Annotated in this window: 11 protein-coding genes; 7 read left to right on the forward strand and 4 right to left on the reverse strand. The window is 72.4% G+C overall.

Annotation, left to right across the window (positions count from 1 at the left end; genetic code table 11):
- Positions 1 to 1008 carry a LacI family DNA-binding transcriptional regulator gene (locus tag C1I92_RS07330; protein WP_111254000.1) on the reverse strand — a complete coding sequence of 336 codons (1008 nt, stop codon included), beginning with the start codon at positions 1006 to 1008 and terminating at the stop codon, positions 1 to 3.
- Between the two features lie 80 nt (positions 1009 to 1088).
- Here C1I92_RS07330 and C1I92_RS07335 point away from each other — a divergent pair, with 80 nt between their 5' ends.
- A complete protein-coding gene (locus C1I92_RS07335) occupies positions 1089 to 3041 on the forward strand; it encodes a beta-galactosidase (RefSeq protein WP_111254001.1) in 1953 nt (650 codons plus the stop codon).
- Here C1I92_RS07335 and C1I92_RS07340 read toward each other — a convergent pair.
- The 3 genes from C1I92_RS07340 to C1I92_RS07350 are packed head-to-tail and all read right to left on the reverse strand — an operon-like array spanning position 3019 to position 5988.
- A complete protein-coding gene (locus C1I92_RS07340; RefSeq protein ID WP_158564035.1) occupies positions 3019 to 3957 on the reverse strand; it encodes an aldo/keto reductase in 939 nt (312 codons plus the stop codon). The two genes, C1I92_RS07335 and C1I92_RS07340, sit on opposite strands and share 23 nt — an antisense overlap.
- Positions 3954 to 5186, reverse strand: a complete 1233-nt coding sequence (gene manD, locus C1I92_RS07345; RefSeq protein WP_111254002.1) for a D-mannonate dehydratase ManD — start codon at positions 5184 to 5186, stop codon at positions 3954 to 3956. Before manD ends, C1I92_RS07340 begins: the two co-directional genes overlap by 4 nt.
- Before the next feature lie 31 nt (positions 5187 to 5217).
- The gene (locus tag C1I92_RS07350; protein ID WP_111254003.1) at positions 5218 to 5988 is read right to left on the reverse strand and encodes a FadR/GntR family transcriptional regulator; all 771 of its coding nucleotides are present in this window, start codon (positions 5986 to 5988) and stop codon (positions 5218 to 5220) included.
- Between the two features lie 141 nt (positions 5989 to 6129).
- Here C1I92_RS07350 and C1I92_RS07355 point away from each other — a divergent pair, with 141 nt between their 5' ends.
- The 6 genes from C1I92_RS07355 to C1I92_RS07380 all read left to right on the forward strand — a co-directional run bounded on the left by C1I92_RS07355 (position 6130) and on the right by C1I92_RS07380 (position 14433).
- Complete coding sequence (locus C1I92_RS07355) at positions 6130 to 7404, forward strand: ABC transporter substrate-binding protein (protein ID WP_111254004.1); 1275 nt, start codon at positions 6130 to 6132, stop codon at positions 7402 to 7404.
- Positions 7405 to 7456: 52 nt separating this feature from the next.
- Positions 7457 to 8368: a carbohydrate ABC transporter permease gene (locus C1I92_RS07360; RefSeq protein WP_111254020.1), complete on the forward strand. Its 912-nt coding sequence runs from the start codon at positions 7457 to 7459 to the stop codon at positions 8366 to 8368.
- Positions 8368 to 9198 (forward strand): carbohydrate ABC transporter permease, encoded by an 831-nt coding sequence (locus C1I92_RS07365; RefSeq protein ID WP_111254005.1) that lies wholly within the window; start codon positions 8368 to 8370, stop codon positions 9196 to 9198. The genes C1I92_RS07360 and C1I92_RS07365 overlap by 1 nt, the downstream gene beginning before the upstream one ends.
- A gap of 1 nt (position 9199) precedes the next feature.
- A complete protein-coding gene (locus tag C1I92_RS07370; RefSeq protein WP_111254006.1) occupies positions 9200 to 10363 on the forward strand; it encodes a mandelate racemase/muconate lactonizing enzyme family protein in 1164 nt (387 codons plus the stop codon).
- Between the two features lie 43 nt (positions 10364 to 10406).
- Positions 10407 to 13343, forward strand: a complete 2937-nt coding sequence (locus C1I92_RS07375; protein WP_146605053.1) for an NEW3 domain-containing protein — start codon at positions 10407 to 10409, stop codon at positions 13341 to 13343.
- A 109-nt stretch (positions 13344 to 13452) separates the two neighbouring features.
- Entirely contained in the window at positions 13453 to 14433 is a 981-nt protein-coding gene (locus C1I92_RS07380; protein ID WP_111254008.1) for an aldo/keto reductase, read from the forward strand.
- Positions 14434 to 14608: the final 175 nt, after the last annotated feature.

Genomic DNA, 14608 nt, shown 5'->3' on the forward strand with positions numbered 1-14608 from the left:
TCAGGCCGATTCGCGCCACAGCGGCCGCGGCGTCACCGTCCGGACGATCGACGGGTGCGGCGGGGGCTCGCCGCCGTCGAGCAGTGTGCCGACGATGCCGGCGGCCTCCTCCGCGAGCGCGCGCCGGTCGATCGACAACGTCGACAGCGGAGGAGTCATGACGGCGCCGAGGGAGAGGCCGTCGACGCCGACGACGCGCAGGTCGCCCGGCACGGCGACGCCGTCGAGCTGGGCCTGCTGCATCGCGCCCATCGCCATGAGGTCGTTGAACACCAGGACCGTGTCGACGTCGGGATGCGCGGCGCGGAGCCGGGCGAGGCCGTCGGCGCCGCCCCTGATCGACTCGTCGGCGACGACGACCGCGGCCGCGGAGTCCGGCCCGGCGTGCCGCTCGTACGCCTGCCGCCGGAACGTCGGCCGATAGCGGCCCGCGCCGTCCCCGGCGGCCGGCGCGGCGAGCTCGACCAGGCCGAACCGCCGCGCCCCGCGGGCCCTGAGCTCGTCCAGCAGCGCCTCGATCGCGGTGTCGAAGTCGAGGACCACCGCGTGCATGCCGGGCACGGTGGCGGGCCGTTCCATCTGGACCAGCGGCACGCCGCGCGCGGCGGCCACCAGCGCGGCCTCGTCGCCCGGGAAGTAGCCGACGATCGCGTCGGCCTGGCCGCTGAGCGCGGCGACCAGCTCGACGGCGTCGCCCTGCTCGTGCGAGGCCATCAGCACGTGCCACCCGCGCGGCGCGACCACGTCGAGCAGCTCGGCCGCGAGCTCGGTGTAGTAGGGGTTGCGCAGCGAGCCGAGGACCAGCCCGACGGCGCGCGTCTTCCGGCGGGCGGCCAGGTTGCTGGCGAACCGGCTGGGCCGGTACCCGAGCTCGGCCGCGGTGCGCAGGACCAGCTCGCGGGTCCGCCGGCTGATCTCGGGCAGGCCGTTCATCGCCCGGGTGACGGTCTGCCGGGAGACGCCGGCGGCCGCCGCGACGTCCTCGATGGTGATGCGGCCGCTGCCCATGCCGTCCCTCCCTTGACCCACCTTCCGGGGCCAGCGTAGCGTCGCCGTGAACGTTCACGGAACGCGACGGAAGGGCTGCGATGACTCTCTGGTTCGGCGGCGACTACAACCCGGAGCAGTGGCCGCGGGAGGTCTGGGACGAGGACGTGCGGCTCATGCGCCGCGCGGGCGTCACCGTCGCCACCGTCGGCGTGTTCTCGTGGGCCCAGCTGGAGCCGGAGGACGGGCGGTTCGAGTTCGAGTGGCTCGACGACGTGCTCGGCCGGCTGCACGCCGCCGGCATCGGCGTCGACCTCGCGACGGCGACGGGGTCGCCGCCGCCGTGGGTGCTGCGCGGCTACCCGGACGTCGCGCCGGTGACGGCCGACGGCGTGCGGCTCGGCGGTGGCAGCCGGCAGCACTACAGCCCGCACTCGCCCAGCTACCGGCGGCTGTCCGCGCGGCTGGTCCGGGCCCTGGCCGAGCGGTACGGGTCGCACCCGGCGCTGGTCGCCTGGCACGTGAACAACGAGTTCGGCTGCCACGTCAGCCGCTGTTACAGCGAGCAGGCCGGGGTGGCGTTCCGGGCCTGGCTGCGCGCGCGGTACGGGAGTGTCGAGGCGCTCAACGACGCCTGGGGGACGGCCTTCTGGTCGCAGCGCTACGCGACGTTCGACGAGGTGGAGCCGCCGCGCGCCGCGCCCACGTTCCTGAACCCGACGCAGCTGCTGGACTTCGACCGGTTCAGCTCCGACGCCCTGCTGGAGCTGTACCGGGCGGAGGCCGCGATCCTGCGGGAGCTGAGCCCGGGCGTGCCGATCACCACCAACTTCATGGGACCGTTCCGGCCCTTGGACTACTGGCGGTGGGCGGAGGAGGTCGACTTCGTCTCCGACGACAGCTACCCCGACCCCGCCGACCCGGACTCGCCGGTGACCGCCGCGCTCGGCCGGGACCTCATGCGCTCACTGGCGGGTGACCGGCCGTGGGTGCTGATGGAGCAGGCGCCGAGCGCGGTGAACTGGCGGACCCGCAACGCGCCGAAGCCGCCGGGCGGCAACCGGGTGCTGTCCATGCAGGCGCTGGCGCGCGGCGCGGACGGGATCATGTACTTCCAGTGGCGGCAGGCTGCCAGCGGTTCGGAGACCTTCCACTCCGCGATGGTTCCGCACGCCGGGCCCGACACCCGGATCTTCCGCGAGGTCGAGGCGCTCGGCGCCGAGCTCGGCGGCATGGGCTGGGTCGAGCGGCAGCCCGTGCCCGCCCGGGTCGCGATCGTCTTCGACTGGGAGGCGCGCTGGGCGCTGGAGCAGCCGTCGCGGCCGACGCAACTGAACTACCTGGACATCGTCACCGACTGGTACCGCGCCTTCTGGGACCGGTCGGTCACGGTCGACTTCGTCCGTACCGGCGCCGACCTCTCCGGCTACCGGCTCGTGGTCGCCCCGGTCCTCTTCGCCGCCGGCGCCGCCGCCCTCGACGGTCTGCACGACTTCGTCGCATCCGGCGGGACGCTGGCGGTCACCTTCCAGTCAGGGATCCTCGACGAGTCGCTGCACGTCGACTCGGCGGGCTACCTCGGCCGCCTGAGCGCCACGCTGGGCGTGCGCATCGAGGAGTTCGCGCCGCCGGCCGGCCCGGGCGACGCCGAGCCGCCGGTCATCGCCGTCGAGGGCGAGCTCGGCCCGCTCACCGGCCGGCTGTGGAGCGAGTTCGCCCACGCCGACGGCGCCGACGTGGTGGCCACCTTCGCCGGCGGCGACGTCGCCGGCTGGCCCGCGCTCACCCGGAACGACCTCGGCAGCGGCGCCGCGTGGTACGTCGGCACGCACTTCGACGCCGCCGGCCTCGCGCGAGTGGTCGACACCCTGCTCGCCGGCGCCGGGGTGGACGGCGTCCTCGACCGTTCCGCCGACGGCGTCGAGGCGATCGTGCGCGGCGACGCGACCTTCGTGCTCAACCACCGGGGCGAGGAGCGCCGGGTCGTCCTCGCCGGTGAGGAGCTCGTGCTCGCGCCGCGCGAGGTCCACGTCAAGCGGACGTCTCGCGACTGAGCGCGGTCCAGCGGGCCGGATCGACGAGCGTGGGCGAGCCGGCCGGAAGGCGGCCGGTGACGTGGTCGCACTCGTCGGCGGTCAGCGGCGGGGCGGCGCACTCGCGGGCGACGTCGGCGAGCTGGGCCGCCGAGCGGATGCCGACCACGACCGCGTCGACCCGGGGCTGGCCGAGCACGTAGCCGAGGCACAGGCCGGCGATGGTCCGTCCCCACTCGCCGGCCAGCGCCGTCAGCGACGTGCGCACGACGTCCGCGTCGGGGCCGGCCCCGACGGGCCAGGTCGACGGGTCCGGACGCAGCAGGATCCCCTGGAGGAACGCCGATCGCGCCACGACGGTGACGTCGGGGCGGGCGGCGAGCGCGGCCCGCACCGGGCCGGCCAGCCAGCGCCGGTCCAGCAGGTTGAACGGCAGCTGGACGTAGCCGAGATCGGGCACCGCCAGCGCCGCGAGCAGCTCGTCGGGCGCGCCGACGGACACGCCCCACCGAGTGAGCAGGCCGCGATCGCGGGCCGAGCGCAGCGCCTCGATCGCCGCGCCACCGGCTCGGGACAGGTCCGCGCCGCGGTGGAGGAGAACCGTGTCGACGCGGTCCGCGTGCAGCGCGGTGAGCGAGGCGGCGAGGCTCTCCTTCACGGCCGCCCGCAGGCCGGCCGCGCCGTCGTGATCGGTCAGCGGCCTGATCTTCGTCACCACCGGCAGCTCGGCGCCCGCGCCGCCGGAGCGGGCCCGGCCGAGCGTGCCCTCGCTGTCGCCGTAGGCCCGCGCGGTGTCGATCGCCGCGCAGCCGGACGCGGCCGCGAGCCGCAGCAGCTCGCGCACCTCCTGCTCGGACGGCGCCGGCCGGCCGCTGCGTCCGTACGGTTGCCCGATCTGTGCCGCGCCGAGCACCAGCCGGGGCGCCTGCGGGCTCACCAGTCGTGGACGGTGCCGTCGGCGAGGCGGTTGTAGGGGAGGTAGGCCTGTTCGTAGGGGTACTTCCCGGCCTCGTCGGTGTCGAGGTCGACGCCGAGTCCGGGTCGGTCGCCGGGGTGGAGGTGGCCGTCCTTCCAGGTGAAGGACTGCTGGAACACGGCGTCGGTGCGGGTGCCGTGCTTCATGTACTCCTGGATGCCGAAGTTGTGGATCGCGAGTCCGAGGTGCAGGGCGGCGGCCATGCCGACGGGGGAGATGTCGGTGGGGCCGTGCATGCCGGACTTGATCTGGTACTGCGCCGCGTAGTCCAGGACGCGGCGCAGGTGGGTGATGCCGCCGGTGTGGGTGACCGCGGAGCGGACGTAGTCGATGAGCTGCTCGCGGATGATCTGCTGGTAGTCCCAGACGGTGTTGAAGATCTCCCCGATGGCCAGCGGCGTGGTGGTGTGCTGGCGGACCAGGCGCAGGGCTTCCTGGTTCTCCGCCGGGGTGGCGTCCTCGAGCCAGAACAGGTCGTAGGGCTCGAGTGACTTGCCCAGTTGCGCGGCCTGGATGGGGGTGAGGCGGTGGTGGGCGTCGTGCAGCAGCGGCAGCTCGGGCCCGAACTCGCCCCGCACCGCCTCGAACACGCTGGGGACGTGGCGCAGGTAGGCGCGGGTGTCCCAGTCCTCCTCGTGCGGGCGGGCGCCACGCTGGGCGGGCTCGTGGTCGTAACGCACCCCGGCCTGATGGGTGGCGTTGGAGGCGATGCCGTAGATGGACTTCAGCCCGGGCACGCCGGTCTGCACCCGGACGGCGCGGTAGCCCTGTTCGAGGTGGGCGCGGATGCTGTCGAACAGCTCCGGCAGGTCGCGGCCCGACGCGTGGCCGTAGGCGAGCAGCCCGGTGCGTGAGGCGCCGCCGAGGAGCTGGTAGACGGGCATTCCGGCGGCCTTGCCCTTGAGGTCCCACAACGCCATGTCGACGGCGGCGATGGCGGCCATCGTCACCGGGCCGCGGCGCCAGTACGCCGAGCGGTACAGGAACTGCCAGGTGTCCTCGATGCGGTGCGCGTCGCGCCCGAGCAGTAGCGGCACGACGTGCTCGCGCAGGTAGGCGACGACGGCCAGCTCGCGCCCGTTCAGCGTCGCATCGCCCAGCCCGCTCAGCCCGTCGTCGGTCGTCAGGCGAAGCGTGACGAAGTTGCGGTCCGGGCTGGTGACGATGACCTCAGCCTGCTCGATGATCAAGGACGTATCCCTTTCTCCGGTTCGACCGGAGTCAGCGTACGAGACGCGTGGGATCGCCCTGACCGCTGCGGCGCACCAGCCACGCCTCGGTGATGTGGGTGAACATGGCGTCCGCCGCGCCGTCGGGGTCGTGGGCGGCGATGCGCTCGTAGATGCGCCGGTGGCCCCGGTTCGACGCGATGCACAGCTCACGGTCGGTCTGGCCCATGTAGCGCGCGGTGTTGACCACCTGGCTCTCCAGCGACCGCACGACACCGCGGGCGATGCGGTTGCCGGAGGCCCGCATGACGGTGTCGTGGAAGGCGCGGTCGTGCTCGTGGTACGACTCGTGGTCGTCGACGAGCTCGTCCATGCGGTCCACCTGTGCGCCCAGCTGTTCGACGGTCTCGGGGGTGGCCAGGCGGGCGGCGACGTTGGCCATGTCGGACTCCAGCAGGCGCCGGGTGACGACGAGGTCGTCCAGTATGGCGAGGCTGTCGTCGTCGGCGATGGTGGCGGCGAGGACCAGCTCGTCGAGCATGTTCCACGCCGTAGGCGGCCGCACCATGGTGCCGGAGCCCTGGCGGACCTGCACCAGGCCCTTCTCCTGCAGGATCTTCACGGCCTCGCGCACGACGGTCCGGCTGACGGAGAAGGTCTCGCACAGGACGGGCTCCGGCGGCAGCGGCGTGCCGGGCTGGTGCTGGCCGCGCACGATGCGCTGGACCAGCTCAGCCGTGATCGCCTTGGCCAGGTTCGTCGGTCGCTGAGCCCAGGCCGGGGGCGCCTGGGCGCCCACGGTCGTGTCCTGCGGTGCGGTCATGTCCCCTCCGTGGCCCTCGTCCAGGCGGCGCCGTCGGCGATGAGTATACGTCACTCGATTGACGTCAGACGTCATACGAGTTACGTTTGCCGACATCCTGGACATGCCGGTACATGGCCACTTTCTGGAGGGTGAGCAGCAATGAAGCAGCGAGCACTGTGGTCGGCGATACTTCTCGCGGGGCTGGTGACAGCCGGCTGCGGCAGCGCCTCGGAGTCCGATGATGACCCGTCGTCCAGCGGCGAGTCCGACCGGCTGGTCGTCTGGGACTGGAAGTCCGGCGAGGAGAACACCGCCGCGTACTTCGAGCAGGCGAAGGCCGACTTCGCCGAGCAGCACCCCGACGTCACCGTCGAGTTCGTGGCGCAGCCGTTCGAGCAGTACTACGCCCTGCTGGGCACCGCGATCCAGGCCGGCGAGGGACCCGACGTCGTGCTCTTCAACGGCGGCGGCCAGCTCCGTGACCGGGTGGACGCGCTGCTCCCGCTCGACGACTACGTGGCCGACGACCGCGAGCGTCTCGCCGGGTGGGAGGCGTTCAGCCAGGACGGCGCCGTGTACGCGGCGCCGCTGACGCTGCAGGGCCACCCGATCTACTACAACAAGGCGCTCTACGAGCAGGCCGGCCTCGACCCGGAGAGCCCGCCGGCGACGTGGGACGACTTCGTCGCCGACTGCGGCACGGTCAAGTCGGCGACCGGCGCCGCCTGCATCGCCCTCGGCAACAAGGAGGGCTACGGCATCGAGTTCTTCCTGTCCGCCATGGGCTCGGCCGTGCTCACGCCGGAGGAGTACGACGCCTGGATCGCCGGCGACCGGGACTGGTCGTCCCCGCACGTGAAGCAGATCTTCGAGCTGTGGCAGGCCGCCGGCGACACCGGGCTGAACAACGAGGGCGCGAACTCGACGGCGATGTTCAACGACTCGTTCGCGATCTTCCAGGCCGGTGACGCGGCGAACATGATCGGCCTGATGTCGGACATCGGGCACTGGAAGGACTTCAACGAGTTCCTCGGCGAGGAGAACGTCGGCGTGATGGTGGCTCCCCAGGTGAACCCGGAGGCGACGCCGAGCCTGCCGTACGACGGCGGCATCGGGTACGCGGTGACGAACTGGACGTCCGACCCGGACCTGGCGGCCGACCTCGTCCGCTCACTGACCTCCACGGACGCGTTGGCGGCCTTCCACGCCGACGCCGGCGCGATCGTCTCCGACACCACGATCGACGTGTCCGGCGCCGGCCCGGCCGTGTCGACGATCGTGTCGGAGCTCGAGACCGGCAAGCAGGCGCTGCACGTGGCGCTGTCGTCGCAGACGCTGGAGCTCATCCACATCCTCTCCCAGCAGTTGCTGAGCGGATCGGTGACGGTGGACGACGCGGTCGCGCAGCTGGCCGCCTCGGACCAGGCGGGCTGATCGAGTGCCGGCAGGAGGATCGCTGCTGGCCGGCGGGACGGACGGCCGGACCATGGACGATCGGTCCGGTCCGAGCCGCCGCCCACCGGCCCGCCCCAGGGGCCGGTTCTGGGAGCGCCGGGCGCCGTACGTCCTGGTCGCCCCCGCCGTCCTGATCATCGTGGGGCTGCGGCTGTACCCGCTCCTGCTGGGGGTGAACTTCTCGTTCACCGGCGACGGCGATCGCAACGGTGAGCAGGTGGGCCTGGACAACTACACGGCCCTGTTCGACGACCCGCTGTTCCAGCAGGCGCTGCGCAACGTCGGCCTGCTGGTGCTGCTGCTGCCGGTGGCGGTCGCGATCCCCGGCCTGCTCGCGACGTTCATCTACCTGCGCGTTCCGGGTCATCGCTTCTACCGGAGCGTGTACTTCTTCCCGGCGGTGCTGTCGCCCGTGATCGTCGGCGCGATCTTCAACCTGGTGCTGGCGTTCGACGGCCCGCTCAACCGCCTGCTCGGCGGCGTCGGCGCCGGCCCCGTGGACTGGCTCGGCGATCCCGACGTCGCCATCTTCGCCGTCGTCGGCGTGTACATCTGGTCGACGTTCGGGATGGCCCTGGTCGTCTTCCTCGCCGGGTTCGCCACGCTGGATCCGGCGCTGCTGGACGCCGCGCGCGTCGACGGCGCCGCACTGCGGCAGGTGATCCGGCACGTGATCGTCCCGGGGCTGTCCCGCACCATCCAGTTCGTCTTCGTCACCACGATGATCGGGATGCTCACCTCGATGTTCGGCCTGCTCTACATCATGACCAGCGGCGGGCCCGAGGGATCCACGTACCTGCCGGAGCTCTACATCTGGACCCAGCAGGGACAGCTGAACCGGCCGGCGCTGGCCTCGGCCGCCTCCACGGTCCTCTTCCTGATCATGCTCGTCGTCGGGCTCGCGCAGATCGCGATCCTGCGGCGGTCGGGGAGGGAGGACTGATGGGCGGCGGCGTGCGCGCGGGGAAGTGGTTCGCCGCCGTCCCCATGGCCGTGCTCGCGCTGGCCACGATCTACCCGCTGGTCTTCACCGTCAACGTCGCGATGAAGACGCGGCGCGAGTACGTCCTCGACCGCTTCGCCCTGACCGAGTCGCTGCGCTGGGACAACGTCGACGCCGCGTGGAACAGCGTCGGGATGGCCCGCTACTTCGTCAACTCCGTCGTCGTGGTGGGCTGCTCGGTGGCGCTCCTGCTGCTGCTCGGATCCATGGCCGGCTTCGCCCTGGGACAGCTGCGCTTCAGGGGCTCGCGGGCGCTGTTCCTGGGCTGCCTGTCCGCGCTGTTCATCCCGTTCCAGGTGATCATGGTCCCGCTCGCCCGGACGATGGCCGACACCGGTCTGCTCGACACCTACCCGGGCCTGATCCTGGCCTACGTCGCGCAGTTCCTGCCGTTCACGATCTTCCTGATGACCAGCTACTACGCCGGCATCCCGGCCGAGATCATCGACGCGGCCCGGATCGACGGCAACACCGTGTACGGCGTCTACCGGCGGATCATGCTGCCCATCGGCCGGCCGGCGCTGCTGTCCGTCGGCATCCTCGACGCGTTGTTCTGCTGGAACGACGTGCTCATCGCCCTGCTGCTGATGCCGTCGGCCGAGCATCGCACCCTCATGGTCGGGATCACGGCGCTGCGCGGGCAGTACTCCGACAACATCCCGACGTTCGCCGCCGGAGTGCTCATCGCCGCGCTCCCCGTCCTGCTGCTCTACCTCTTCTTCCAGCGCCAGATCGCCGACGGTGTGACCGCCGGCTCCACGAAGGGCTGACATGCGGATCACCGGGTTTCGCACCCTCATGACGGTCCAGGAATGGGGCCGTCCCGTCGGGGACGCCAACGGGGTCTTCGCCGACGGCGTCACCTCGGTTCCGCTCGTCCTGGTCGACACGGACGAGGGGATCACCGGCGTCGGCATCGGGCCGCGCGTCGACGCCGAGGCGATCTTCGCCGCTCTGGAGGGCGAGGACCCGCGCGGTGTGACCGCGCTCTACGACCGCATGCTGCGCCAGACCTTCAAGACCGGCCATGCCGGCGCCGTCTTCGGCACCATCGGCGCGTTCGACACCGCACTCTGGGACATCAAGGCCCAGGTGGCCGGCGAGCCACTCTGGCGGCTGCTGGGCGGCCGGGACCGCCGGGTCCCCGCGTACGCGTCCGGCCTGGACATCGGGCTGACCGACGACGAGCTGGTCGCCGCGTACGAGCTCTACGCGGCGCACGGCCTGCGGGCGGCCAAGCTCAAGGGCGGTCTGGACATCGAACAGGACCGGCACCGGCTCGCCCTGGTCCGGGACGTCCTGACCGAGGCGGGCCACGGGCTGCGGCCCAGCCTGATGCTCGACGTGAACGAGTCGTGGACGCGCAAGCAGGCGGTCCGCCACATCTGTGAGCTCGAGCAGACGCTTGACCTCGCCTGGGTCGAGGAACCGGTGCGCCGCTGGGACGCCGAGGGCCACGCCGTGGTCGGACGCGGGATCCGTGCCTCGGTCGCCACCGGCGAGAACCTCACCGGCCTCGAGCAGTTCCGGCCGCTGCTCGCCGCCGCCGCGGTCGACATCGTGCAGACCAGCGCGGTGTGGGGGATCAGCCACTTCCTCCGCACCGCGATGGTGGCCCACGCGCACGACCTGCCCGTGAGTCCCATCGGCAACACGCCCATCGGGCTGCTGCACGCCGCGACCTGCGTGCCGAACCACATCGTGAGCGAGCTGCAGGACCTGCGGCCACCGCGTGGCATCGCCCTCGACCTGGTCATCGAGGACGGCGCGTTCACGCTCGGTGACTCACCCGGACTCGGCATCAAGGTCGACGAGGACGCGATCGCGTCGAGCGTCAGCGGCGGCCCGTCCGCGCCCAGCGGGCCACACGTGCGGCCCGCCGCCGCGGGCCGGCGGCTGGCCGCCACCACCGTGCGGTACAGCGCTCAGCTCTGAGAACGACGCCCCATCCCACCGTGAAGGAAGGACGGACACCGCCGTGCGTCTCTTACGCGACCGCAACATCCGAACGACGGCTGCGGGGGCAGTCGCAGCACTCACGCTCGCCGGGCTGCTGGCCGCCGTGCCACCGGCCGCCGCGCAGGACGGTCAGGTGATCGTCGTGGCGCCGACCGGCGCGGCCAACGCCGACGACGCCGGTCCGGGCACCCGGACCCGGCCGCTGGCCACGCTGGAGGAGGCCCAGCGGCGCGTCCGCGAGCTGGCCGGCGACGGCGACGTCACCGTGCAGTTGCTCGACGGCGCCTACCGCCTCGACGAACCATTGCGCTTCGACGCGGCCGACTCCGGCGGTGACGGCCACACCGTGACCTGGCGGGCCGCACCCGGCGCGACGCCCGTCCTCAGCGGCGCGCAGCCGGTCACCGGCTGGGAGGTGGACGACGCGGCGGCCGGCGTCTACCGGGCCGACGTCGGCACCGGCTTCGACAGCCGTCAGCTGTACGTGGACGGAGTCATGGCGCAGAAGGCGCGCATCAGCGTGCCCCGGCCGGCGATCACCCTGAACCCGAGCGGCTTCACGCTCAACGACCCGGGCCTGGCCTACCTCACGGACCTTCCCCAGCAGGAGCGGATCGAGTTCCAGGCGCTGCAGTCGTTCACGAACCGGTTCGCGCCCGTGCAGAGCATCACCGGCACGACGGTCGTCATGCAGCAGCCGGCCTGGGACAACAACACCTACGGCTACGACTCCATCACCTCGCCGTTCCGGACGCCGAGGTACTTCCTGCTCAACTCCAGGAGCTTCCTGGACGAGCCAGGGGAGTGGTACCTCGACACCGCGGCCGGGGTCCTCTACTACAAGCCGCTCGAGGGACAGGACCTGAGCAGCGCGACGGTCGAGCTGCCCCGGCTGGAGACGCTGGTCGAGGTGGGCGGCACGTACGACGAGCCGGTCCGCAACCTCCGCTTCGAGGGCCTCACGTTCACCGGGACGACGTGGCTGCACCCCAGCTCTCCCAACGGCTACGCCAACCAGCAGACGGGCGCGTTCATCAACGGCGTGCAGCCCGACCGCCCCGCCGACGCGTTCACGTCGTGCGCCGTCGGGTGCCGCGGCTTCGAGGGAGCGCGCAACCACTGGTGGCAGACCCCGGCGGCGGTGCAGGTGTCGGCGGCCGAGAACATCAGAGTCGTCGACGGCACGTTCGTCAACCTGGGCTCGGTCGGCCTGGGCATCGGTAACGACGCCAACGCCCACGCGTCGGGCGTCGGCCTGGGCGCCAGTGACGTCTCCGTCGTCGGGAACACGTTCACGGCCAGCGCGGGCGGCGGTGTCGTCGTCGGCGGCGTCCAGCCGGACGCGCATCACCCCTCCGACCCGCGCATGGTGAACGAGGACATCCTGATCAGCGACAACCGCGTGTACTCCACCGCCCTGGAGTACCTGGACCAGGACGCCATCCTCGCCACGTACGTCGACGGGCTGGCCATCGAGCACAACTACGTGTCCGACATGCCCTACAGCGGGATCGGCGTCGGCTACGGCTGGGGCGCCAACGACCCGGGCGGCGCACCGGACTACATCAACCGCGGCCTCTACGACTTCCAGCCGATCTACCAGACGCCGACGACCCTCCGCGACGTCCGGCTCGTGGGCAACCACGTGCGCAACGTGGTCGAGACGATGTTCGACGCCGGCTGCATCTACATGCTGTCGGCCATGCCCGGCAGCACGATCGAGGAGAACCTGTGCGAGAGCAGCGGGCAGCTCGGCCTGTACTTCGACGAGGGCACCCGCTACGTGTCGGCCAGCCGCAACGTGTTCCTGAACACGGCCGGGCAGTGGGCGCACGCCAACATCCAGAACGGCCACCGCACGGGTGACCTCACCCTGATCGGGAACTACTCCACCAACCCCGCCATCAGCTTCATCGTCGACGGGCAGCGCGGCAACGTGGTGCGCGACAACGTCACGATCACCGGCGGCAACGTCCCGATCGAGGCCAGCCGGGTGATCTACGCGGCCGGGCCCCAGGGGAGGTACCGCGGGCCGGCGGATCCGCAGCGCCCGCCGGTCGGCGCCTTCCTGACGGCCGACCCGGCCAGCCTGGAGGCCGGCGGCTCGGCCACCGTCACTGCCACGGTCGCGAACCTGACCGACGAGCGGGTGTCCGGGCTGACCGCCGGACTCGGCGTACCCGAGGGCTGGACGGCCGTCCGTCAGGGCAAGCCGCTGAGCCCGGCGCTCGATCCGGGCGCGTCGGCCACGGTGTCGTGGACGGTCACCGCGCCGGCGTCGTTCTCCACCCCGGTCAGCCGGGCCACCGTGCAGGCGGCGCTGAGCCTGCGGGCCGACGGCCTGCAGTACGCGGTGAACAGGTCGCTGACGCTGACCGCGCTGAACCCGCTGACGTCCCTGGCGGGCTACGGATCCGTGCCGAGCCGGTTCGCCGAGGCCGAGGGCCGGTTCGCGATCCTCACCTCGGGCACGGACATCTGGCAGGACGGCGGCGGGGCGTTCGACGAGTACGGCGCCATCTACCGCGACGACGCCGTCGCCGCGACGGCGACCGTCACCGCCAGGGTCACGCAAATGGACAACACCAACGCGTGGGCCAAGGCCGGCGTGGTGATCCGCAATGACGTCACCGCCGCGGGATCGTCCGCCGGCTACGCCGTCATGGTGGTCACGCCCGGCAACGGCGTCGCGTTCCAGTGGGACGCCAACGGCAACGGGTACCTCGACTCGTTCAGCGGGGTCAGCGGCGTCCGGGCGCCGGCCTGGGTCCGCCTCGTCCGCGAGGGGACGCAGGTCAGCGGCTACTACTCGACGAACGGCAGCACGTGGATCAAGGTCGGCCCGACCGTGACCCTCGCCGGCGTCGCGGCGGTCCAGGACGCCGGGCTGATCGCCACCTCCCATGCCGCCGGCACGGTCGGCCAGTTCAGCTTCTCCGACTTCACCGTCGGCTGAGGCGTCCGGTCGTGGGCGCGCCGGCCGCAGCGGCGCGCCCACGACCGGCGGGACAGGAGGAACGATGAACGGCGCCCCGCGGCGACGACTCCGCCCCGCCCGGCCGCCGATGGGCCGGCGGCAACTGCCCCGCCGGCCCGGCCTGGGGCTGACCGGCCTGGGCATCGGCGCCGCCCAGGGCGGCAACCTGTACCGGGCCACGTCCGACGCGACGTTCATCCGCGCCGTCGACGCGGCGTGGGAGGCCGGCATCCGGTACTTCGACACCGCCCCGCACTACGGACTCGGGCTGTCCGAGCGCCGGCTGGGCGCGGCGCTGCGGCGGTACCCGCGCGACGACTACGTGATCTCGACGAAGGTCGGCAGGTTGCTGGTGCCGTCGCCGGAGACCGCACACCTGCGCGACTCCGGCGGGTTCGCGGTGCCCGCGGACCACCGTCGGGTCTGGGACTTCAGCCGCGACGGCGTCCGCAGGTCGCTCGAGGCGAGCCTGCGCCGCCTCGGACTGGACCGCGTGGACATCGTCTACCTGCACGACCCGGACGACCACTGGCGCCAGGCCGCGACGGAGGCGATGCCCGCGCTGGCCGCGCTGCGCGACGAGGGCGTCGTCGGGGCCGTCGGCGCCGGCATGAACCAGTCGGCCATGCTGGCGCGGTTCGTCCAGGAGACCGACGTCGACGTCGTGATGTGCGCCGGACGGTACACGCTGCTGGAGCAGGGAGCGCTGTACGACCTGCTGCCGGCCGCCCAGGCCGAACGCGTGGCCGTCGTGATCGCCGGCGTGTACAACTCGGGCCTGCTCGCGAGCGACCGGCCGCCGGCCACGGCCACCTACGACTACGAGCAGGCGCCGCCGACGGTGATCGAACGGGCCCGCCGGATCGCCGCCGTGTGCGAGGAGTGGGGCGTGACGCTGCCCGAGGCCGCGCTCGCCTTCGCCCGCGCGCACCCCGCCGTGATCTCCACGGTCGTCGGGGTCCGGGACGCGGCGCAGGTCACCGCCACGTTGCGGCGCTCGGCGGCCGATGTGCCACCCGAGCTGTGGGCGGACCTGCGCGCGCGAGGCCTCCTCCACGTCGCACTGTGACGCGGCTGACGCGCCGCCCATCCCTGGGCAGCCTTGGCACGCCGGAGCGCTCCACAAACGCCACATTTCGGGCGCGCTGGGTCGCCTGCGGCGTGCCAAGCGCGACGCCGGAGCGTGCCAAGGGTCGGGGCCGCGGCCGGGGGTCGCGGCCGGGGTCGGGGTCGGCCGGAGCATC

This window comes from Jiangella anatolica (assembly GCF_003236295.1).
GTDB classification, from domain to species: Bacteria; Actinomycetota; Actinomycetes; order Jiangellales; family Jiangellaceae; genus Jiangella; species Jiangella anatolica.